Annotated in this window: 19 protein-coding genes and 1 riboswitch; of the genes, 8 read left to right on the forward strand and 11 right to left on the reverse strand. The window is 71.8% G+C overall.

Annotation, left to right across the window (positions count from 1 at the left end; translation table 11 throughout):
• Positions 1-77: 77 nt before the first annotated feature.
• A complete protein-coding gene (locus ACFVFQ_RS11530; RefSeq protein WP_383412658.1) occupies positions 78-1433 on the forward strand; it encodes a Cmx/CmrA family chloramphenicol efflux MFS transporter in 1356 nt (451 codons plus the stop codon).
• 51 nt (positions 1434-1484) lie between these two features.
• Here ACFVFQ_RS11530 and ACFVFQ_RS11535 read toward each other — a convergent pair whose 3' ends face one another.
• The 3 genes from ACFVFQ_RS11535 to ACFVFQ_RS11545 form a co-directional block, all read right to left on the reverse strand.
• Entirely contained in the window at positions 1485-1775 is a 291-nt protein-coding gene (locus ACFVFQ_RS11535; protein WP_383412661.1) for a hypothetical protein, read from the reverse strand.
• Positions 1776-2010: 235 nt separating this feature from the next.
• Positions 2011-2280, reverse strand: coding sequence for a DUF4031 domain-containing protein (locus ACFVFQ_RS11540; RefSeq protein ID WP_383412664.1), 270 nt, complete (start codon positions 2278-2280; stop codon positions 2011-2013).
• Position 2281: 1 nt separating this feature from the next.
• Positions 2282-2644 carry a hypothetical protein gene (locus ACFVFQ_RS11545; RefSeq protein WP_383412667.1) on the reverse strand — a complete coding sequence of 121 codons (363 nt, stop codon included), beginning with the start codon at positions 2642-2644 and terminating at the stop codon, positions 2282-2284.
• A 132-nt stretch (positions 2645-2776) separates the two neighbouring features.
• Here ACFVFQ_RS11545 and ACFVFQ_RS11550 point away from each other — a divergent pair, with 132 nt between their 5' ends.
• From ACFVFQ_RS11550 to ACFVFQ_RS11560, 3 genes are all read left to right on the forward strand, one after another.
• Positions 2777-3730 carry a MurR/RpiR family transcriptional regulator gene (locus ACFVFQ_RS11550; RefSeq protein WP_383412670.1) on the forward strand — a complete coding sequence of 318 codons (954 nt, stop codon included), beginning with the start codon at positions 2777-2779 and terminating at the stop codon, positions 3728-3730.
• 262 nt (positions 3731-3992) lie between these two features.
• Positions 3993-4958 (forward strand): N-acetylmuramic acid 6-phosphate etherase, encoded by a 966-nt coding sequence (gene murQ / locus ACFVFQ_RS11555; protein ID WP_383412673.1) that lies wholly within the window; start codon positions 3993-3995, stop codon positions 4956-4958.
• Positions 4959-5026: 68 nt separating this feature from the next.
• Positions 5027-6661, forward strand: coding sequence for a PTS transporter subunit EIIC (locus ACFVFQ_RS11560; RefSeq protein WP_383412676.1), 1635 nt, complete (start codon positions 5027-5029; stop codon positions 6659-6661).
• Between the two features lie 217 nt (positions 6662-6878).
• Here ACFVFQ_RS11560 and ACFVFQ_RS11565 read toward each other — a convergent pair whose 3' ends face one another.
• The 5 genes from ACFVFQ_RS11565 to thrC all read right to left on the reverse strand — a co-directional run bounded on the left by ACFVFQ_RS11565 (position 6879) and on the right by thrC (position 12882).
• Positions 6879-8078: a DUF998 domain-containing protein gene (locus ACFVFQ_RS11565; RefSeq protein WP_383412679.1), complete on the reverse strand. Its 1200-nt coding sequence runs from the start codon at positions 8076-8078 to the stop codon at positions 6879-6881.
• Positions 8079-8459: 381 nt separating this feature from the next.
• Positions 8460-10085, reverse strand: a complete 1626-nt coding sequence (groL, locus tag ACFVFQ_RS11570) for a chaperonin GroEL (RefSeq protein ID WP_274913949.1) — start codon at positions 10083-10085, stop codon at positions 8460-8462.
• 466 nt (positions 10086-10551) lie between these two features.
• Complete coding sequence (locus ACFVFQ_RS11575; RefSeq protein ID WP_004986573.1) at positions 10552-10755, reverse strand: cold-shock protein; 204 nt, start codon at positions 10753-10755, stop codon at positions 10552-10554.
• A 463-nt stretch (positions 10756-11218) separates the two neighbouring features.
• Positions 11219-11551 carry a MoaD/ThiS family protein gene (locus ACFVFQ_RS11580; RefSeq protein ID WP_383412682.1) on the reverse strand — a complete coding sequence of 111 codons (333 nt, stop codon included), beginning with the start codon at positions 11549-11551 and terminating at the stop codon, positions 11219-11221.
• Between the two features lie 53 nt (positions 11552-11604).
• Positions 11605-12882, reverse strand: coding sequence for a threonine synthase (gene thrC, locus ACFVFQ_RS11585; RefSeq protein ID WP_383412685.1), 1278 nt, complete (start codon positions 12880-12882; stop codon positions 11605-11607).
• 17 nt (positions 12883-12899) lie between these two features.
• Positions 12900-13057: riboswitch (SAM riboswitch) on the reverse strand.
• Between the two features lie 175 nt (positions 13058-13232).
• On the opposite strand from thrC, the gene ACFVFQ_RS11590 reads away from it, so the two are divergent.
• The 4 genes from ACFVFQ_RS11590 to ACFVFQ_RS11605 all read left to right on the forward strand — a co-directional run bounded on the left by ACFVFQ_RS11590 (position 13233) and on the right by ACFVFQ_RS11605 (position 17662).
• Entirely contained in the window at positions 13233-14192 is a 960-nt protein-coding gene (locus tag ACFVFQ_RS11590) for a glucosyl-3-phosphoglycerate synthase (protein WP_383412688.1), read from the forward strand.
• 49 nt (positions 14193-14241) lie between these two features.
• Entirely contained in the window at positions 14242-15747 is a 1506-nt protein-coding gene (locus tag ACFVFQ_RS11595) for a trehalose-6-phosphate synthase (RefSeq protein ID WP_383412691.1), read from the forward strand.
• Between the two features lie 151 nt (positions 15748-15898).
• Positions 15899-16897: a cytochrome c oxidase assembly protein gene (locus ACFVFQ_RS11600; protein WP_383413107.1), complete on the forward strand. Its 999-nt coding sequence runs from the start codon at positions 15899-15901 to the stop codon at positions 16895-16897.
• An 84-nt stretch (positions 16898-16981) separates the two neighbouring features.
• The gene (locus ACFVFQ_RS11605; protein WP_383412694.1) at positions 16982-17662 is read left to right on the forward strand and encodes a hypothetical protein; all 681 of its coding nucleotides are present in this window, start codon (positions 16982-16984) and stop codon (positions 17660-17662) included.
• On the opposite strand, the gene otsB is transcribed toward ACFVFQ_RS11605, so the two are convergent.
• From otsB to ACFVFQ_RS11620, 3 genes are all read right to left on the reverse strand, one after another.
• On the reverse strand, positions 17652-18611 hold the full coding sequence (gene otsB / locus ACFVFQ_RS11610; protein ID WP_383412697.1) for a trehalose-phosphatase: 960 nt from the start codon (positions 18609-18611) through the stop codon (positions 17652-17654). The genes ACFVFQ_RS11605 and otsB overlap by 11 nt on opposite strands.
• Before the next feature lie 110 nt (positions 18612-18721).
• Positions 18722-18976 (reverse strand): DUF3263 domain-containing protein, encoded by a 255-nt coding sequence (locus tag ACFVFQ_RS11615; RefSeq protein WP_383412700.1) that lies wholly within the window; start codon positions 18974-18976, stop codon positions 18722-18724.
• 107 nt (positions 18977-19083) lie between these two features.
• Positions 19084-20352, reverse strand: coding sequence for an extracellular solute-binding protein (locus tag ACFVFQ_RS11620; protein ID WP_383412703.1), 1269 nt, complete (start codon positions 20350-20352; stop codon positions 19084-19086).
• Between the last annotated feature and the right edge of the window lie 76 nt (positions 20353-20428).

Consider the following 20428-nt stretch of genomic DNA (forward strand, 5'->3'; position numbering starts at 1 on the left):
GGGGGCGCCCCGCCACGTGGTGAACGCCACCCCGCGCACGGGAATGCCCACCCCGGCCGGCACCGTTGTGAGCTGTCATGCCAGCACCATCCGTCCCCCCTCCCCGCACCCGCCTTCCCATCGCCGTATACGTCCTCGGCCTGTCCGTATTCGCCCTGGGTACCAGCGAGTTCATGCTCTCCGGCATCCTCCAGCCGCTCGCCCGTGATCTGCGGGTCTCCATCCCACAGGCCGGGCTGCTGGTCTCCGCGTTCGCCATCGGGATGGTGGTCGGCGCCCCCGTGCTGGCCGCCGCGACGCTCCGCCTGCCGCGCCGCACCACCCTGATATGCCTGCTCGCCGTCTTCGGCCTCGGCCAGGCAGCGGGCGCGCTGGCGCCCTCCTACGGCGTGCTCTTCGCGTCCCGGGTGGTCAGCGCGCTGGCCTGCGCCGGTTTCTGGGCGGTGGGCGCGGCCGTGGCCGTCTCGCTGGTCCCGGTCACCGCCCGGGCCCGCGCCATGGCCGTCATGGTCGGCGGCCTGAGCATCGCCAACATCGCCGGCGTGCCGGCCGGCGCACTGCTCGGCCAGCACGCCGGCTGGCGCTCCGCCTTCTGGGCGGTGGCCGTGCTCTCCGTGATCGGCCTGATCGGCGTCATCGCCCTGGTGCCGCGCACCGAGGTGCCGACCGGCGAGGACCGCCCGCAGCTCCGCCGCGAGCTGACCATCTACAAGGACAAGCAGGTCTGGCTGGCGCTGATCGCCACCGCCATGAACGGCGCCGCGGTCTTCGCCCTCTTCTCGTACCTCTCCCCGCTGCTGACCGACACCGCCGGCCTCGCCGAGAGCTGGGTCCCGACGGTGCTCGCCCTGTTCGGCGTCGGCGCGCTGATCGGTACGTTCATCGGCGGCCGGATCGCCGACGCGCACCTCTTCGGCACGCTCTTCACCGGCATCTCGGCCTCCACCCTCGTCCTCACCATCCTGGCGCTGACCGCCCACAGCCCGGTCGCCGCGGTGGCCCTCGCCCTGATGCTCGGCGTCACCGCGTTCACCACGGCCCCGGCGCTCAACGCCCGGATGTTCAACGTGGCGAACGCGGCCCCGACCCTCGCCGGCGCCACCACCACCGCCGCGTTCAACATCGGCAACACCCTCGGCCCCTGGCTGGGCGGCCTGGCGATCAGCGCCGGCTGGGGCTACCCGTCCGTCGCCTGGACCGGCGCCGCCCTCGCCGCCGTCGCCGTCCTGACCACCGCCCTCGCCTACCGGCTCCACCGGTCCGCGGGGCGCTCGCGGGTCGTGGCGTCGTCGGAGGGGGGCTCCGGGGGGTCGGGGGCGGGGGGTGGAGCCTCGGGCGCGGCCGCCGCCGCACGCCTGAGGGCCCCCTCCCCCTCCGGTAGCGGGGCCCCCTCCCCCACCTCCACCACCGCTGAGGCCGCGGACAACCTCTGACGGTCCCGCTGCCTCCCCGGTCCGGTCGCTACGCGCAGCGGCCGGACCGGCTCACTTCTTCAGGTACTTCCGCACGCTCAGCACCGCGACGCAGGCGCCGATGACGGACGCCGCCAAGGCACCCACAACGGCGATGGTTCCCGCGCCCGTCGCTATCGCGCGCACGCACCCCACGATCCCGGCGATCGTGAAGCCGACCCCCAGTACCAACGGACGGTTCCCCGAGGGTCTGACGAAGTCGATCAGCGCCGACTTCACACCGTTGACCACTCTCTCGTCGTCTCTCCAGCGGCCCTTCCCGCCACTACGCCCCGCATCGGAACCGTTCTGCGCGTCTCCCACGACGCCTCCCCCTCTCCCCGGCTTCTCGCCCGGTTACTGACCCAGCCCCTCGGCCGGATTCCCTTGCCCACGACCGCGACAACACGACGACACACGGGACCACCCCGCGAACGCCACCGTCACTCCCTCCCCCGCATCCCCACAAGCACCCGCCGAGCGACCGCCCCATCGCACAGACACTCCACACTCCACGGCCAATCAACGGACGTCCCCAGCTCGCCCGCCACACTCACCATCACCCGGCGCGCCGCCCCTTCGGGCGTCGCAGGCCCGCGTCCGTGAGTCGGCGGACCAGTTCCTTGGAGCCGATCTCCAACGCCCCCGCCCGTACGGCATCGTCGTACCGCTCGGCCGGCAGGTCGTAGTGATCGCGCTCGAAGGCACGCCGCGGGGCGCCTATCGACGCCGCGAAGCGGTGCAGTTCGTCGAACGACCGGTCACTCACCAGGTGCGACCACATACGACCGTGCCCCGGCCAGATGGGCGGGTCGATGTAGAGCGTCACCTCAGTCCTCCGCCGACGCCCGCAACCGCCCCACCGGGGCGACGGACACCGCCGTCTTCGGACACACCCAGTGCGGGTCCGGGCCCAACTCCGGCTCCACATCGAGCGCGTGTGGGTCACCGCTCTCCGTGCACACCGGGCACAGCGGCCAGCGCCCGTAGCGCTCCAGCAGTGCGTCCTGTACGTCCTGTGCTATCAGCCCCGCGACGAACGCGGCACCCTCAGGCCACTGCTCCACCCACCATCGGCGATGCGTGACCGCATCCTCGACGAGCGAGACGATCTCTGCGTCCGCGACGTCGTCTGCCATCAGGTCGGCGAGCACCAGCGCTCGCGCGGCGTGCAATGCCTGTTCCAACTCCATGACGTCATTCTCGCGCGAGCAGCCGACCGGGCCGAAGTTATCCACAGGTCGGTCACCAACGCCGCCACGGTCCGTCCACAGGCATCACGGAGGGTGTTGACGCGCGACCGGCGCTGAAAATAGCTTTCAGCCATGAACAGCGCAGTGAAGGAAAGTTTCGACGACCGCAGGTCGACGTCGACACCGGCCCCGCCGGCGACCGCGCCGGCCCCACCCGCCCCCGCGGCACTGGCCGCCAAGGTCCGCACGCTCGCGCCGACGATGACGCGCTCCATGCAGCGAGTAGCGGAGACGGTCGCCGGCGATCCGGCCGGCTGCGCCGCCCTCACCGTCACCGGCCTCGCCGAGCGCACCGGCACCAGCGAGGCCACCGTCGTCCGCACCTCCCGCCTCCTCGGCTACCCGGGCTACCGCGACCTCCGCCTGGCCCTGGCCGCCCTCGCCGCGCAGCAGGCGACCGGCAGCGCGCCCGCCGTGACGGCCGATATAGCGGTCGACGATTCCCTGATCGACGTCGTCGCCAAGTTGGCGCAGGAGGAGCGGCAGTGCCTCGCCGACACCGCCACCGCGCTGGACGTGACGCAGTTGGAGGCGGCCGTCGCCGCCCTCGCCTCCGCCCGCCGGATCGACGTCTACGGAATAGGGGCCTCCAACCTCGTCGCCCAGGACCTGGCCCAAAAGCTGCTGCGTATCGGCCTGATCGCGCACGCCCACTCCGACCCGCATCTCGCCGTCACCAACGCCGTGCAGATGCGGGCGCGCGACGTGGCCATCGCGATCACCCACTCCGGCCGCACGACGGACGTCATAGAGCCGCTGCGGGTCGCCTTCGAGCACGGCGCGACGACGATCGCCATCACCGGCCGCCCGGACGGCGAGATCGCCGCCTACGCCGACCACATCCTGACGACGTCCACGGCCCGCGAGAGCGAGCTGCGCCCCGCGGCCATGTCCTCCCGCACCAGTCAACTCCTCGTCGTCGACTGCCTGTTCATAGGCGTCGCCCAGCGCACCTACGAAACGGCAGCCCCCGCCCTCTCCGCGTCATACGAGGCCCTGGCCCACCGCCACAACCCTCGCCACTGACCGGACCGGCCCCGCGCCGTGGGCATGCATACCGCCGGGGCGGCACGCATGGGCACCGCGCCCCTCCCCGCGGCGAGCCAACCGACAGCACGGCGCACCCACCACCGGGCAGATGCGCCCCACCGACAGATAGATACGCCCCCACCGACAGGCAGATGCGCACCCACCAACGACCGGAAAGAGCAAAGAACACCCACCCACGTCAGCCGCGCCACCACCCACCACCCACCGTCCCACCCCACCCCGCCCCCAAGGAGCCCCCATGCCGCCCACCGACCCCAACTACACAGCGCTCCGCACCCAGTTGGAGTCCCTCACCACCGAGGCGTTCCGCCCCGAACTCTCCGACATCGACCGCCGCCCGACCCTCGACATCGCCCGCCTGATGAACGACGAGGACGCCACCGTCCCCGCCGCCGTCGCCGAACGCCTCCCGGAGATCGCCGCCGCCATCGACGCCACCGCCGCCCGTATGGCCCGCGGCGGCCGCCTGATCTACGCCGGTGCCGGTACGGCGGGCCGCCTCGGCGTCCTGGACGCCAGCGAATGCCCGCCCACCTTCAACACCGAGCCCTCCGAGGTCCTCGGCCTGATCGCGGGCGGCCCCTCCGCCATGGTCACCGCCGTCGAAGGCGCCGAGGACAGCAAGGAGTTGGCCGCCGGCGACCTGACCGCCCTGGCCGTGGCCGACCGCGACGTCGTCGTCGGCATCTCCGCCTCCGGCCGCACCCCCTACGCCGTCGGCGCCGTCGAGCACGCCCGCGCCATCGGCGCCCTGACCATCGGCCTGTCCTGCAACGCCGACTCCCCCCTGGCCGCGGCCGCCGAGCACGGCATCGAGATCGTCGTCGGCCCCGAGCTGATCACCGGCTCCACCCGCCTCAAGGCGGGCACCGCCCAGAAGTTGGTCCTCAACATGATCTCGACGATCACCATGATCCGCCTGGGCAAGACCTTCGGAAACCTGATGGTCGACGTCCGCGCCTCCAACGACAAACTACGGGCCCGCTCCCGCCGCATCATCGCGCTCGCCACCGGGGCCTCCGACCTGGAGATCGAGGCCGCCCTCACCGAGACCGGCGGCGAGGTGAAGAACGCCATCCTCGTCCTGCTCGGCGGCGTCGACGGCCACGAGGCCGCCCGTCTCCTCGACACCTCCAGAGGCCACCTCCGCACCGCCCTCCAATCCTCGCGCACCCCCGCCCCCGGCCACCCCCACCACAACTGACGCCCAGCCCCTCACCCGCCAACCCACCACCCCTCCCCTCCCATTGATCGCACAGCAAGGCACCGCCCATGACCGAAGACAAGCATCGCGCCACCGCTGCCGCGCTCCTCCCCCTCGTAGGCGGCGCCGGCAACGTCACCTCCGTCGCCCACTGCATGACCCGCCTCCGCCTGGGCATCAGGGACCGCTCCCTGGTCCAGGACGACGCCCTCAAGGCGCTCCCCGCCGTCCTGGGTGTCGTGGAGGACGACACCTACCAAATCGTGCTCGGCCCCGGCACGGTCGCCCATGTCACCCCCGAATTCGACCGCCTCCTCAACGAGCTTCCAGCCCACGCCCCCACAACCGCCCCTACGCCCACATCCACAACCACACCCGCCCCCACCACATCCCAGGCAACCAACGGGTCCACCCCCGCCGACCTAGCCGCCCGGGGCGCCGCCCTCAAGGCCCGGCAGAAGGCCCGCAACGCCACCCCGGTGAAGCTGTTCCTCCGCCGGATCGCCAACATCTTCGTGCCGCTCATCCCCGCCCTCATCGGCTGCGGCATCATCGCCGGCCTCAACGGCCTGCTCACCAACGCCGGTTGGCTGCCCGCCCTGGTCCCGGCCCTGACGGCCATCGCCTCCGGCTTCATGTCCCTGATCGCGGTCTTCGTCGGCTACCACACCGCGAAGGAGTTCGGCGGCACGCCCGTCCTCGGAGGAGCCGTCGCCGCCGTCACGGTCTTCCCGGGCATCGCCCATGTCACCGCGTTTGGCCAGCAGTTGGCACCCGGCCAAGGGGGCGTCCTTGGTGCCCTGGCCGCCGCCCTGCTCGCCGCCCAGTTGGAGAAGCACTTCCGCAGACGCATCCCCGAGGCCCTGGACGTCCTCCTCACCCCCACCCTCACCGTCCTCCTCACCGGCCTGGTCACCGTCTTCGGCCTGATGTGGGCCGCAGGCGAGGTCTCCGCCGCCATCGGCACCGCCGCCACCTGGCTGCTCGCCCACGGCGGCGCCATCGCCGGCTTCCTCCTCGGCGGCCTCTTCCTCCCCCTGGTGATGCTGGGCCTCCACCAGGCCCTCATCCCCATCCACACCACCCTGATCCAGCAGCAGGGCTATACGACCCTGCTGCCGATCCTCGCCATGGCCGGCGCCGGCCAAGTGGGCGCCGCCCTCGCCCTCTACGTCCGCCTCCGCCACAACCACTCGCTGCGCACCACGATCCGCTCCGCCCTCCCCGCCGGCTTCCTCGGCGTCGGCGAACCCCTGATCTACGGCGTCTCGCTCCCCCTCGGCCGCCCCTTCATCACCGCCTGCCTCGGTGGCGCGTTCGGCGGCGGCTTCATCGGCCTGTTCAACCAACTCGGCGACGCCGTCGGCGCCACCGCCATCGGCCCCTCCGGCTGGGCGCTCTTCCCGCTGGTCAAGGGCAACCACCCGCTCACCACCACACTCGCCGTCTACGCCCTCGGCCTCCTCATCGGCTACGCCGTCGGCTTCATCGCCACCTACTTCTTCGGCCTCAGCAAGCAACAGCGCACCGACCTCAACACCCACGACAACCTCGACGGCATCGATGACCTCAGCATCCTCGACAGCCCCAACGCCCCCACCAACGAACCGGCCACACCCCCGGGGCCCGACACCACCACCCACGACGCCCTGCGGCCCCCCACCCCCGACCCTCGAACCACGGCGCTCAAAGGCACCGGATAACCGTCCAACCCCTCACCCACCGCACTCCGCCCCGCCCCCCTCACCCCAAACCGACGCCCTCACAGAACCAGAACCAGCCCCCGCAGAGCCAGCCCCTCAGCACCACCCCCCACGGCCCAGCGCCCTGCTGCCCCGGCACCGCGCCCCGGCGCAGCCGACCCAACCTCCCTCAACCGCACCCCTCCGGACGGTCCCAACTCCTACGACCCGGCCCCTCTCACCCCGCCCCCTCCGGACCAGACGCCTCCACCCCGGCTCCCGCCGGACCGACTCCCTCCCCACCAGGTCCACGCCCACGTCCAACCGGTCCGCGCTCGCCTCCTCCAGGAAGTTCACCCTCCGACTTGAGAGGCACACCCTCGCCCCCAAGCGGAGCGCTCCCCTCGCCATGGGGCCCGGGCCCACTCCCCCGCCCGCGATGTCCCCCTTCAGTTCCCGCGCCAATTCCCCCTTCTCCTCCAGGGAGTTCACCCTCGCGCCCAAGGCAACCGTCTTCCCGCCCAGGAAGCGCACCGTCGCCTCCAAGAGGACCGCCCTCCCACACGGAAAGCACACCCTCCCCACCACGGGGGCGGCTCTCCGGCCCGGGAAGCGCGCCGTCCCCCTCACTGAGTTCGTCCACCCGCCCCAGAGGTTCGCTCCGGCAGGCGCGCCTGAGCCCTTCGACGTACCGCTCCCAGCGGCCGTCCCAGTGGCCGGCCCAGCGCCGCCGCCGGCGCGCCGAGCGCCCCAACTCCGTGGCCAGCAGGGCGAACCACACGCCCACCAGCACCAGGTGGACGCGCTGCGGTACGCCGTGCCAACCGGGGTGCCCCAGGAGCGGGCCGACGGTGAGGATCGCGGCGGGCATCGCCACGGCCAGGACGCGCGGGCCCCAGCGACGGACCGACGGCATCGGCGGCCGCTGCACCGCGGCCGCACGGCTCAGGCACGCCATCGAGGCGAAGAGGAAGAAGTGGGCGAAGGCGCTCGTGGCGGTGTGCCAGGGGTGGACGGGCTCGCAGCCGGGCTCCAGCGAGGGGGCGCAGGCCATCGGGAGCAGCACGTCGGCCAGCGAGGAGAGCCCGAGGCCGACCAGTGCGAGCCAGCCCGCGCGGGCCCAACGGCCGTGCCCGGCGGGCGTGCTGCGGGCGAGCAGGGCGCCCACGATGACGAGGAGTGCGCAACCGCTCTCCAGGGCGCCGAAGAGCACCCGGAACCGCTGGTCGGCGGCGTAGAGCTCGCTGACGTAGGAGTGGCGGGGGTCGAGGCCGGTGGGGAGTCGGAATTCCAGCAGCCACCAGTTGTAGAGCAGGGCGGCGGCGCCGAAGAGCACGGCCGCCGTCGCCTCCCGGCCGGCGTAGTGGGTGGTGGGCGCGACCACGGGCTCGTAGGCGGTGCGGTCGCCGGTCCGCGTGGGGTTCGGGACGTTCGGCACGTGCGGGTCCTGTTCCGGGTGGGGTCGGGGGCCTGGGGCCTGTCCGATGGGTCATGGCCGGGACCGCCCCTGACCCATCGGACGGGCCCTAGTGCGAAGGGTCTCCCCGGCATGGCCCTCCACGTAGGAGCGCCGGGTGGAGGCGCGCCGAGCCGCCACCCGTCAGGCCGAACCGATCCCCTGAACGCGGTATCCGGCCATGCCCGTCCTCGCGTTTGACGCGCCGTCAGTGCGTGGGAGGGGCGCCCGCCGTAGGCCCTCGCCGCATGTCCCGCGCCCCGTAAGACGAGGACCCCGGATACAACGCCGCCGGGGCGGCACCCCCTTGGGAAGGAGGTGCCGCCCCGGCGAACGGAACGGACGAGATCAACCAGGGGTTGATCAGAAGTCCATGTCACCGCCCGGCATGCCGCCCGGCGCGCCGGCAGCGGCGGCCTTCTCCGGCTTGTCGGCGATGACGGCCTCGGTGGTGAGGAAGAGCGCCGCGATGGAGGCGGCGTTCTGCAGCGCGGAGCGCGTCACCTTGGCCGGGTCGATGATGCCCTCGGCGATCATGTCGACGTAGTCGCCGGTCGCGGCGTTCAGGCCGTGACCCGGGGTCAGGTTGCGCACCTTCTCCACGATGACGCCACCCTCAAGGCCGGCGTTCACGGAGATCTGCTTGAGCGGGGCCTCCAGGGCCAGCTTCACGGCGGCGGCACCGGTGGCCTCGTCGCCGTCCAGCTCCAGCTTCTCGAAGACCGAGGAAGCCTGCAGCAGGGCCACGCCACCACCGGCGACGATGCCCTCCTCGACGGCCGCCTTCGCGTTGCGAACGGCGTCCTCGATGCGGTGCTTGCGCTCCTTGAGCTCGACCTCGGTCGCGGCGCCGGCCTTGATGACGGCCACGCCGCCGGCCAGCTTCGCGAGGCGCTCCTGGAGCTTCTCGCGGTCGTAGTCCGAGTCGCTGTTCTCGATCTCGGCGCGGATCTGGTTGACCCGGCCCTGGACCTGCTCGCTGTCGCCGGCACCGTCGACGATGGTGGTCTCGTCCTTGGTGATGACGACCTTGCGGGCGCGGCCGAGCAGGTCGAGACCGGCGTTCTCCAGCTTGAGGCCGACCTCCTCGGAGATGACGGTGCCACCGGTGAGGATGGCGATGTCGCCGAGCATGGCCTTGCGGCGGTCACCGAAGCCGGGCGCCTTGACGGCGACGGACTTGAAGGTGCCGCGGATCTTGTTGACGACCAGGGTCGACAGGGCCTCGCCCTCGACGTCCTCGGCGATGATCAGCAGCGGCTTGCCGGACTGCATGACCTTCTCCAGGAGAGGCAGCAGGTCCTTCACGTTGCCGATCTTGGAGTTGACGATGAGGATGTACGGGTCCTCAAGCGCCGCCTCCATGCGCTCCATGTCGGTCGCGAAGTACGCCGAGATGTAGCCCTTGTCGAAGCGCATACCCTCGGTGAGCTCCAGCTCCAGACCGAAGGTCTGGGACTCCTCGACGGTGATGACGCCTTCCTTGCCGACCTTGTCCATGGCCTCGGCGATCAGCTCGCCGATCTGCGGGTCGGCGGCGGAGATGGACGCGGTGGAGGCGATCTGCTCCTTGGTCTCGATCTCCTTGGCCTGGTCGAGCAGCGCACCGGAGACGGCCTCGACGGCCTTCTCGATGCCGCGCTTCAGGGCCATCGGGTTGGCACCGGCAGCGACGTTGCGCAGGCCCTCGCGGACCAGCGCCTGGGCCAGGACGGTCGCGGTCGTCGTGCCGTCACCGGCGACGTCGTCCGTCTTCTTCGCGACCTCCTTGACCAGCTCAGCGCCGATCTTCTCGTACGGGTCCTCCAGCTCGATCTCCTTGGCGATGGACACACCATCGTTGGTGATCGTGGGGGCGCCCCACTTCTTCTCAAGGACGACGTTGCGGCCCTTGGGGCCGAGGGTGACCTTGACGGCGTCGGCGAGCTGGTTCATACCGCGCTCAAGGCCGCGCCGCGCCTCCTCGTCGAACGCGATGATCTTGGCCATGTGAAGTGGTCCCTCCGGACTGATGGGGGTACCCCCGACTCGAACCAAGCCGAGCTTGGGGGAGGAAGCTCCTGGACCGTGCTGGCGCCCGCGACGGACGGCCTACATGCCGCGCGGTTCCTTGCCCCACCCGGCGTGCGGGCCTCACCGACCCGGTCCTCATTCAGCACTCTCACGAGGAGAGTGCTAACGCAATGATTAGCACTCGCACCCATCGAGTGCAAGCGGCATCGGAGATGTCTCCCCCGGGGATCACGGTCGGGCGACGGGTGGACGCGGGCGCCTGACCGGCGGCCACCCGGCTCGCGGCACCACCCTTGCCACCCCTGCCTCCGTGCGCGCGCCCCGCGCGCCCGCGTAGCACGGCGGTACGGGCCCGAACTCCGGGCCCGGGAACAGCAGAAGGCCCGCAACCCCGTACGCGGGGATGCGGGCCTTCTTTCCAACGATGCAGTCGGCCGCCGCCTCAGGCGGTGACCCGGACCATGTCCGCCTGTGGCCCCTTCTGGCCCTGCGAGATCTCGAACTCGACCCGCTGACCCTCCTCAAGGGTGCGGTACCCGTCCATCTGGATCGCGCTGTAGTGGACGAAAACATCCGCACCACCGTCGACCGCGATGAAGCCGTACCCCTTCTCCGCGTTGAACCACTTGACGGTGCCCTGAGCCATGCCTAACTCCCCTATTACTGGCCCTTGCACAGGACCGCACTCCGCGGACCCGGGTCAGACCTCACCCCTGGGAATGGTCCGTGGGGTGTGCGCCGGAACGCGTCGACCGCCGCTGAATGTATCTGGACCGATGCCCAGCGCAACAGGTCAATCGGACGAGAATTCTGGAGTCAGAGAAACGGCCGTATGCGCTCAAATGCCGTTATTCCAGAGCAAGTCGGGCCGGGAATAAGGCACACAGCCGACAAATCGCGCACACAACTTGCGCACAACTCACCGCGATCTCATATGCGTTCGGCATGCACGCGGAGATAAACGGAGGGGGATCGCCCCAATGGTATCCCCTTTCACCACACGGAATTGCCCCGTCCGTTTGGCACGGACGGGGCAATTTCCGGACACCACCCGGACAGAGTTGGCGCAAATCCGATCTGCGCGCTCCGCGCGGGGCGGTCGAGGGGCCTCAGCAGCCGCCCGCCCGTCGCCCGACCACCACCCCGGCAGGACGGGGCTGCGCCCCGGAACCTCCAGCCACCGCCGGAATGATCGAGACGCCCGCGCCTTCCGGGGTCGGGGTCGCAAGGCCCTGCTCGAAGCGGACGTCGTCGTCGTTGACGTAGACGTTCACGAAGCGGCGGAGCTTGCCGGCGTCGTCGAGCACCCGGGCCGCGATGCCGGTGTGGTTCTTCTCCAGGTCGGCGATCACCTCGGAGAGGGTCGCGCCCTCGGCCGGGACCTCGGCCTTGCCGCCGGTGTAGGTGCGCAGGATGGTGGGGATGCGGACGGTGACGCTCATGTTGCTGCCTCCAGGGCTGCGGGAAGAGGGGGAGCGGGAGGGGCGGGGCCGGCTCAGTCCGCCAGGCCGGCCGCGCGGAACGCGTCCAGGTCCGGGCGGATGGTGGCGGTGGGCCCGGAGGCGACGGCGTCGAGGGTCTTCAGCCCGTCGCCGGTGTTCAGCACCACCGTGGTCAACGACGGGTCCAACACACCGTTCTCGATCAGCTTCTTGGTCACGCCGACGGTCACCCCGCCCGCGGTCTCCGCGAAGATCCCCTCCGTACGGGCCAGCAGCTTGATGGCCTCCACGATCTGGGGGTCGGTGACGTCCTCGACGGCGCCGCCGGTGCGGCGCGCGATGTCCAGCACGTACGGGCCGTCGGCCGGGTTGCCGATCGCCAGCGACTTGGCGATGGTGTTCGGCTTCTGCGGCCGGACGACCTCGTGCCCGGCCTTGAAGGCCACCGACACCGGCGAGCAGCCCTCGGCCTGCGCGCCGAAGATCTTGTACGGCTTGTCCTCGACCAGGCCGAGGGCGATCAGCTCCTTCAACCCCTTGTCGATCTTGGTGAGCTGGGAGCCGGACGCGATCGGGATGACCAACTGGTCCGGCAGTTGCCAGCCCAACTGCTCGCAGATCTCGTACGCCAGGGTCTTGGAGCCCTCGCCGTAGTACGGGCGGAGGTTGACGTTGACGAAGCCCCAACCCTCGCCCAGCGGGTCGCCGATGAGCTCGGAGCAGAAGCGGTTGACGTCGTCGTAGTTGCCCTCGATGGCGACCAGGTCACCGCCGTAGACCGCGGCCATCACGACCTTGCCGGGCTCCAGGTCGTGCGGGATGAAGACGCAGGACTTCAGGCCCGCGCGGCGCGCCGCGGCGCCGACCGCGCCGGCCAGGTTGCCGGTCGAGGAGCAGGAGAGGGTGGTGAAGCCGAAGGCGCGGGCGGCCTCGACGGCGATCGCGACGACCCGGTCCTTGAAGGAGTGGGTCGGGTTGCCGGAGTCGTCCTTGACGTACAGGCCGCCGGTGACGCCCAGTTCGGCGGCGAGCCGGTCGGCCTTGACGAGCTTGGTGAAGCCGGGGTTGAGGTTGGGCTTGTCGGCCACGTCGGCGGGGACGGGCAGCAGGGGGGCGTAACGCCAGATGTTGGCGGGGCCGGACTCGATCCGCTTCCGCAGGCCCTCGGGGTCACCGGTCGGCAGGTCGTAGGCGATCTCCAGCGGGCCGAAACACTCCTGGCACGCGAAGATCGGGCCGAGCTGGAAGCGCTGTGCGCACTCGCGGCAGGAGAGCGCGACGGCGGGGCCGAGGGCAACAGCGGGGGTGGGTTCGGTTGCTTGCACAGCCATGGAGGCGAGGCCCTTTCTCCTCATCTTCCTCACGGCGCATTTCGCCGCGAGACGGATTTGGCACCTTCCCTAGCCGGGAGCCTCGCGCGCGCACTGTGCTGTCTTGCGGCGGAGACCGGCTGGAGGGTTGCCGGGGCTTCAACGGGCCGTATCCCTCTGCCCCTCTGGATGAGCGCTATGGCGCTGGGCGGAGCCCAGGCATTTGTTGCGCGGCGACCCCGACATGCGGGGCGCGTCCGCGTTGTTCAAGACTGTAACCGAAGGCACTGACCGTTGAGATAGTCGTCCGGTCCGCGAGATGGATCACATAACGGGCTCCCGTTCGGGGCCCACCGAGGAGAGTCGTAGACGTGCTGGAAGAAGTGGAGCGCTGGCTGGCCGAACGCTCCTGGTCCGCCGCGGACCGCCCGCTTGCGCGGCTGCTGGAGGCCAAGCACCAGACGGGCCAGACGGTCAGCGTGGTGCTGCCCGCGCTCGACGAGGAGGCGACGGTCGGCGCCATCGTCACCGCGATCCGCGCCGATCTGATGACCGGGGAGGTGCCGCTGGTCGACGAGCTGGTGGTGCTGGACTCGGGCTCCACCGACCGCACCGCCGAGGTCGCCGCGGAAGCCGGCGCCCGGGTCGTCCACCGGGACAGCGTGCTGCCCCGTATGCCCGCGCTGCCCGGCAAGGGTGAGGTGCTCTGGCGCTCGTTGATGGTGACCGGCGGCGACATCGTCTGCTTCGTCGACGCCGACCTGCGGGAGTTCTCCGCCACCTTCGTCTCGGGGATCGTCGGGCCGCTGCTGACCGACCCGGACGTCCAGTTCGTCAAGGCCATGTACGACCGGCCGTTGGAGACCGGGCAGGGCCCGGCGCCCGGCCAGGGCGGGCGGGTCACCGAGCTGGTCGCCCGGCCGCTGCTCAACCTCCACTGGCCCCAACTGGCCGGCTTCGTGCAGCCGCTGGGCGGGGAGTACGCGGCCCGGCGCTCGCTGCTGGAGCAGCTGCCGTTCCCGGTCGGCTACGGCGTGGAGCTGGGCCTGCTGGTGGACGCCCTGCACACCGTCGGGCTGGACGCCCTGGCCCAGGTGGACGTCGGGGTCCGCAAGCACCGCCACCAGGGCGGCCAGGCGCTCGGCCGGATGGCCGCCGCCATCTACCGCACCGCCCAACTCCGGCTGGCCCGCGGCCACTTGATCCGCCCCCGGCTGACCCAGTTCGACCGTGGGGAGCACGGCTTCGTGCCGCGGACGACCGCGGTGGACACCGAGGAGCGGCCGCCGATGGCCGAGATACCCGAATACGCGGAGCGGCGGGCCGCCTGAGAGGCGGCCCGTACGTTTGCGCGGTTCCCCGGCGGGTTAATGTCGCGACATGGTCTCCGAGACGGTCTCCGAGCGCAGTCCGGTCCAGCCAGGTGCTTCAGTCCTCGTCGCGTCCAACCGCGGGCCGGTGTCGTACGCCCTGGGAGCGGGCGGCGAACTGACCGCCAAGCGGGGCGGCGGGGGGCTGGTCTCCGGGCTCTCGGCCATTGGTCCTGAGACGGACGCGGTGTGGGTCTGTGCCGCGCTCGGGGACGGTGACCGGGAGGCGGTGCGGCGGACCGGCGGGCTGCTGGACGTCGCGGACACCGGCGGGCAGCGCGTGCGGATGCTCGACATCCCGGCCCAGGTGCACGCCGCGGCCTACAACGACGTCGCCAACTCCGTGCTGTGGTTCGTCCACCACATGCTGTACCAGACGTCGCTGGAGCCGGCGTTCGACGGGGACTTCCGCGACCAGTGGGCGGCGTACGAGGCGTACAACGCGGCGTTCGCCGACGCGCTCGCGGAGGGCGCGGGCCCCGGGGCCGCGGTGCTGGTGCAGGACTACCACCTGGCGCTGGTGCCGGGGATGCTGCGCCAGGCACGGCCGGACGTGCGGATCGCGCACTTCTCGCACACCCCGTGGGCGCCGCCGGAGTACTTCGCGATACTGCCCGACGACGTCCAACGGAAGCTGACGCTCGGCATCTTGGGCGCCGACCGCGCCAACTTCCTGACCGAGCGCTGGGCGCGGGCGTTCACCGCCTGCTGCGAGCGGGCGCTGGAGCCGGACTGCACCGCGCACTGGCCGCGGCACGAGACGCCGAGCGTGGTCGCGGTGCCGTCGGAAGGAGAGGCGCGCCGGACCCGGATCGGGGTCCACGGGCTGGGCGCGGACGCGGAGTTCCTGCGGGAGCGGTCGCGGCGGCCGGACGTCGAGGAGCGGATGGCGGCGCTGCGGGCGCAGATCGGCGGGGTCGACCGGAAGACGATCGTCCGGGTGGATCGGACGGAGCTGTCCAAGAACATCGTGCGCGGGCTGCTGGCCTACCGGCGGCTGCTGGCCGACCGGCCGGAGTGGCGGGAGCGGGTGGTGCACCTCGCGTTCGCCTACCCCTCGCGGCAGGACCTGGCCGTCTACCGCGACTACACCGCGCGGGTCGGCGCGCTCGCCGAGGAGATCAACGCGGAATACGGGACGGCCACCTGGCAGCCGGTGGTGCTGCACGTCAAGGACGACTTCGCACGGTCGCTGGCGGCGTACCGGCTGGCGGACGTGGCGCTGGTCAACCCGATCCGGGACGGGATGAACCTGGTCGCCAAGGAGGTGCCGGTGGTCTCCGACGCGGGGTGCGCCCTGGTCCTCTCCCGGGAGGCCGGCGCCTGGGAGGAGCTGGGCGCGGACGCGCTCACGGTCAATCCGTACGACGTGGCGCAGACCGCGCGGGCGCTGCACGCGGGGCTGACGATGCCGGCCGAGGAGCGGACCGCGCGCTGCGCCCGGCTGGCCGCCGCGGCGACGGCGCTGCCGCCCGCGCAGTGGTTCCTGGAGCAGCTGCGGGCGCTGGGCGAGTGACCGCGGGACGCCCGGGAAGGGTGCCCCGCCGGTAGATCGTCAGCGGGCGGGGCTAGCGTGGTGGGCCGTGACAGTTTCCCCCCTTGCGGCGGCCGCGACCACGACGCTCGTCCCGGCCGCGGACCCGGCCGCGCAGCGGCTCGCGGCCGGACTGCCGGAGCTCACCGCCGGCCGGCTGCTCGGCACCTGGCAGCTCGATCCGTACGCACTGGTCCTGATCGTCGTGCTGGGCGGCCTGTACGCCTGGGGCGTGGCGCGGCTGGCCCGGCGCCAGGAGCGCTGGCCGGTGGCCCGGGTGGTGGCGTTCGCCGGGCTCGGGCTGGGCGCGATCGCGGTGGCGACCATGTCGGGGCTGGCGGTCTACGACCACGAGCTGTTCTGGCCGGCCGCGGTGCAGAACATCGTGCTGGACCTGATCGCGCCGCTCGGCCTGGCGCTGGGCGACCCGCTGTCGCTGGCGCTGCGGGCGCTGCCGCCTAAGCGGCGCGCGGCCCGCTGGCTGCGCGCGACGGTCTCCGGCCGACTGCTCCGCTTCCTGACCTTCCCCCTGGTCAGTACGGTGCTGGTGCTCTCCTCCGAGCTGGCGATCTACTTCACCCCGTACTTCCCCACCGCGCTGCGGCACGGCCCGGTGCACGAGCTGATGTACCTCCAACTGCTGGTGGTCGGCAGCCTCTTCGTGCTGCCGATGCTCACGCGGGAGGAGCTGTTGCCGTCGTGGTGCAGCCACCCGGTGCGGGCGCTGTTGGTGCTGGTGGACGGGCTGGTGGACGCGGTGCCCGGGATCGTGGTGATGACCAGCGGGACGCTGATCGCGGGCGGCTGGTACGCCACCCAGCACCGGCCGTGGGACCCGAGCCTCCAGCAGGACCAGATGATCGGCGGTGGGCTGATGCTGACCATCGCGGAGCTGGTCGGACTGCCGTTCATGATCGCGGTGTTCGCGGAGTGGGTGCGCGACGAGCGGCGCAGGACGTCGGCGTTGGACGCGCGGTTGGACCGGGAGCTGGCGGTGGCCGGACCGGCGCCGGCGGCGGGCCCGCAGGCGGCCGCGGAGCCGGAAGCGGGCGCTTTGCAGCCGGAGTTGACCCGGCCGTGGTGGGAGACCGACCAGGGCGAGGTCGGCGCGCGGTTCCGCGGGGAGCGCTAGCAGGCGGGTGCGTCCGACCCGTGGATGCTCCCGCACGCGCGTGCGGGGCGGCTGGAACGGGTCGAAGCGGGGTAGTCCTTGTCCATGGCTCTCAGCGCACGGTCATGTACCGCCCGGTGGGCCGCAGTTGCGGCCACCGCCGTCCTGGCGACCACGGTCGCCGGGTGTTCGTCCGGGAAGGGCGACACCGACCCCAAAAGCGGCGGGTCGGCGTCCGCCTCCTCCTCCGCGTCCGCGCCGTCCGGCGCGATACCCGTAGGCCCCGGTCCGCAGTCCGCGTACACGGTGCAGCAGCAGCCCGCGCCCGGTAGCTGCCACGTCCACTACACGGCCGACAAGCAGCCGCTGCCCGACCCCAAGTGCACGCCGGGGGCGACCAATCCGAAGGTGACCCCGCAGACGCTCAAGTCCACGATCTGCCAGAGCGGTTACACCAAGGGCATCCGGCCGCCGGTCAGCATCACGAGCCGGGAGAAGACCGCCAACGCCAAGTCGTACGGCTACAGCGGCTCGTTGCACGACGCCGAGTACGACCACCTCATCAGCCTCCAGTTGGGCGGCGCCCCCAACGACCCGCGCAACCTCTGGGTCGAGCCGCCGTCCCCGGGGCACAAGCCGGGCGCCGGGCCCAACAACCCCAAGGACGGCGTGGAGAACAAGCTCAAGGCCGCCATCTGTGGCAACAAGGTCGAGCTGGCCAAGGCCCAGCAGGCCATCGCGCACGACTGGACGACGGCGCTGTCCTCCCTGGGGCTCAAGGAGTAGCGGGCCGCTCCGTCCCCGTCGACGTCCCCGGCTCCCGGGCCGGGTTCTCGATCCGGTCGGCGAGGGCATCGAGCAGGGCCACCACGCCCCTGGGGCCGTCGACGACCAGGTCGGCGCGGTCGGCGAGTTCGGTGACCTCGCTGCTGCCGCTGCACACCAGGACGCCGTCGGTCCCCTCGGAGCGGAGCTTCTCGACGGCGCCGAAGGCCGCCAGGTCGCCGAGGTCGTCGCCGGCGTAGAGCACGGCGGCGGCCCCGGTCTCCTCGACCCACTCGGCCAGCGCGACGCCCTTGTCCATGCCGGGCGGGCGCAACTCCAGTACCAGCCGGCCCGGTTCGACGATCAGGCCGTGTCGTTCGGCGAGCTCGGCCAGCGGCTGACGGAGCTGCTCGAAGGCGCGCTGCGGATCGGCGGCGCGGCGGGTGTGCACGGCGACGGCCCGGCCGCCCTTGCGCTCCACGGCGGTCTCGACCCAGGTGCCGTGCCAGACCCCGGAACGGTCCAGTACGCCGGGGAGTTCGGCCTGCACGGCGGCGATGCCCGGGTGCGGGGCGGGGGCGTGCAGGGCGCCGGTCGCGGCGTCCCAGCGCTCGGCGCCGTAGTGGCCGAGGACGGAGAGGTGGGCCAGGCCGGGCACCCCGTCGAAGCCGCCGAGGCGGACCGCGACCGCGGCCGGGCGGCCGGTGATCACCGCGACCGCGCGCAGGTGCGGGGCGAGCCGGGCCAGCGCCCGGGCCGCACCGGGGTGGGCGCGGGCCTTGGCCGGGTCGGGGACGATGTCGGCGAGCGTGCCGTCGAAGTCGAGGGCGACCACGGCGCGTTCGGGGTGGGCCAGCAGGGCGGTGAGGCCCTCGCGGCCGGCTGCGGTGTCGGGGAGCGGGACGGTGGGCGGCGCCGGGGTGGGGTCCGGTGCCGGATCGTTGAGTGGCGCGGCGTTCGGGGTGCCCATGACCCGACCCTACCGGCGGAACGCGGGCGCACGCCGGGTGTACGGGCGCACACAACCGGCGTCCGGCGCGCAGCGCCGTCATCTGGGGGCGGAGGTCGGGTGCGGTCGGGTCAGCGGCGCGCTCGCCGCGCGTCCCGTACGCGGCGCAGCCGGTTGACGGTCACCGGGTCGTGCTCCAGGGCGCGGGGGTCGTCGAGCAGCGCGTTGAGGAGCTGGTAGTAGCGGGTCGGGGAGATGCCGAGCTGTTCGCGGATGGCGCGTTCCTTGGCGCCGGGGCCGGGCCAGGAGCGGCGCTCGACGGCGAGGACCGCCTCGTCGCGGGCGGAGAGCCCGCGTGTGGTGCCCTCGTCGCTGCCGTCCGTCATCCCGTCCCGCCGTCCCTGGTCACGCTTCCACGATAAGCCCACCGGCGCGGCGCCCGGCGGGCCGGGCCCGGCGGCGCAAGCCGGGCCCGTGCCGGGCAAGGGAGGCGCTACTGCGCGCTGTTGTCCGCGGTGTCCGCGGTGTTCTGGATGTCGGTGAGGGTGGCCGACGGGTTGCCCTGCGGGCCGACCGCGATGCCCATCCGGGCCTTGAGGGTCTTGGAGACCAGCGGCCAGGAGGTCTTGTCGGACGGGTAGAAGTGCGCGGTGGGCAGCTGGTTGAGGAAGCCGTGCAGCTTGCTGAACTTGTCGTCGGCCAGCATCGCCTGGGAGGCGGAGGTGGTGACCGGCAGCAGGTTGTAGTCGGCGGAGAACTTCAGCACGTTCTTCTCGCTGTAGACGAAGTTCAGGAACTTGCCGATCTGCTGGCGGTGGCCGTTCTGCTTGAACGCCATCATCCAGTCGGCCACGCCCATGGTGGCCTTGGCCTTGCCGTTGGGGCCGGGGAGTTCGACGGTGCCGTAGTCGACGCCCTTCGCCTCGGCCTGCTTCATCAGGGTGGGGTGGCCGTTGAGCATGCCGACGTTGCCGTCGGCGAAGGCGGCGAAGGCGTCCTCGCGGTTGACCTTGGCGGGGTCGCCGCCGGTGAGGTCCTTGCCGACGAGCTCCTTCTGGAGCCACTCGAAGGTCTTGACGTTCTCGGTCGAATTGATGCTGTATTTACCGATGTTGTCGGTGTAGTCGCCGCCGCCGGCGAGCATCCACTGGAGCGTCTCGGCCTGGGTCTCCTCCGGGCCGAACGGCAGCGCGAAGGGCATCTTCACGCCGTGCGCCTTGAGCGCCTGGGCGTCGCTGACGATGTCGCTCCAGGTCTGCGGCGGGGAGGTGATGCCGGCGTCGGCGAACAGCTTCTTGTTGTAGAAGAGGCGCCGGGTGCTGGCCCCGAAGGGCATGCCGTACTGCTTCCGCTGGTATTCGCCGGCCCCCGCGAGGGACGGCATGAAGTCGGCCTGGACGGGTATCGAGAGCAGCTCGTCGGCGGTGTAGAGCTTGCCGTGGGCGGCGTAGTCGGCATAGGCGCCGATCTGCGCCATGTCGGGGGCCTTGCCGGCGTGGACCAGGTCCTCGACCTTCTTGTCCACCTGGGTCCAGTTGTAGACCTGCACGTCGACCTTGATGCCGGGGTTCTGCTCCTCGAAGGCGTGCACCAGGTCGTCCCAGTAGTGCCGGGAGCTGTTGGCCTTGCTGTCTCCGTAGTCCGCGGCGACCAGCGTGAGGGTCACGCCGTTGTCGCCGGAGCCGCCCCCGCAGCCGGTGAGAGTCAGGGTCAGGGCTGCGGTGAGTCCCGCCGCCGCCAGGCTCACGTACCGCCGTCGCACCGCTGTTACCGCCCCTTTGTCCCGAATTCCGCGCTTGCGGGTGTGCTCTCCGTCGCCTCGGGGATCGCCCTCGAAC

Origin of the sequence: Streptomyces sp. NPDC057743 (assembly GCF_042798755.1) — a bacterium.
GTDB lineage: Bacteria > Actinomycetota > Actinomycetes > Streptomycetales > Streptomycetaceae > Streptomyces.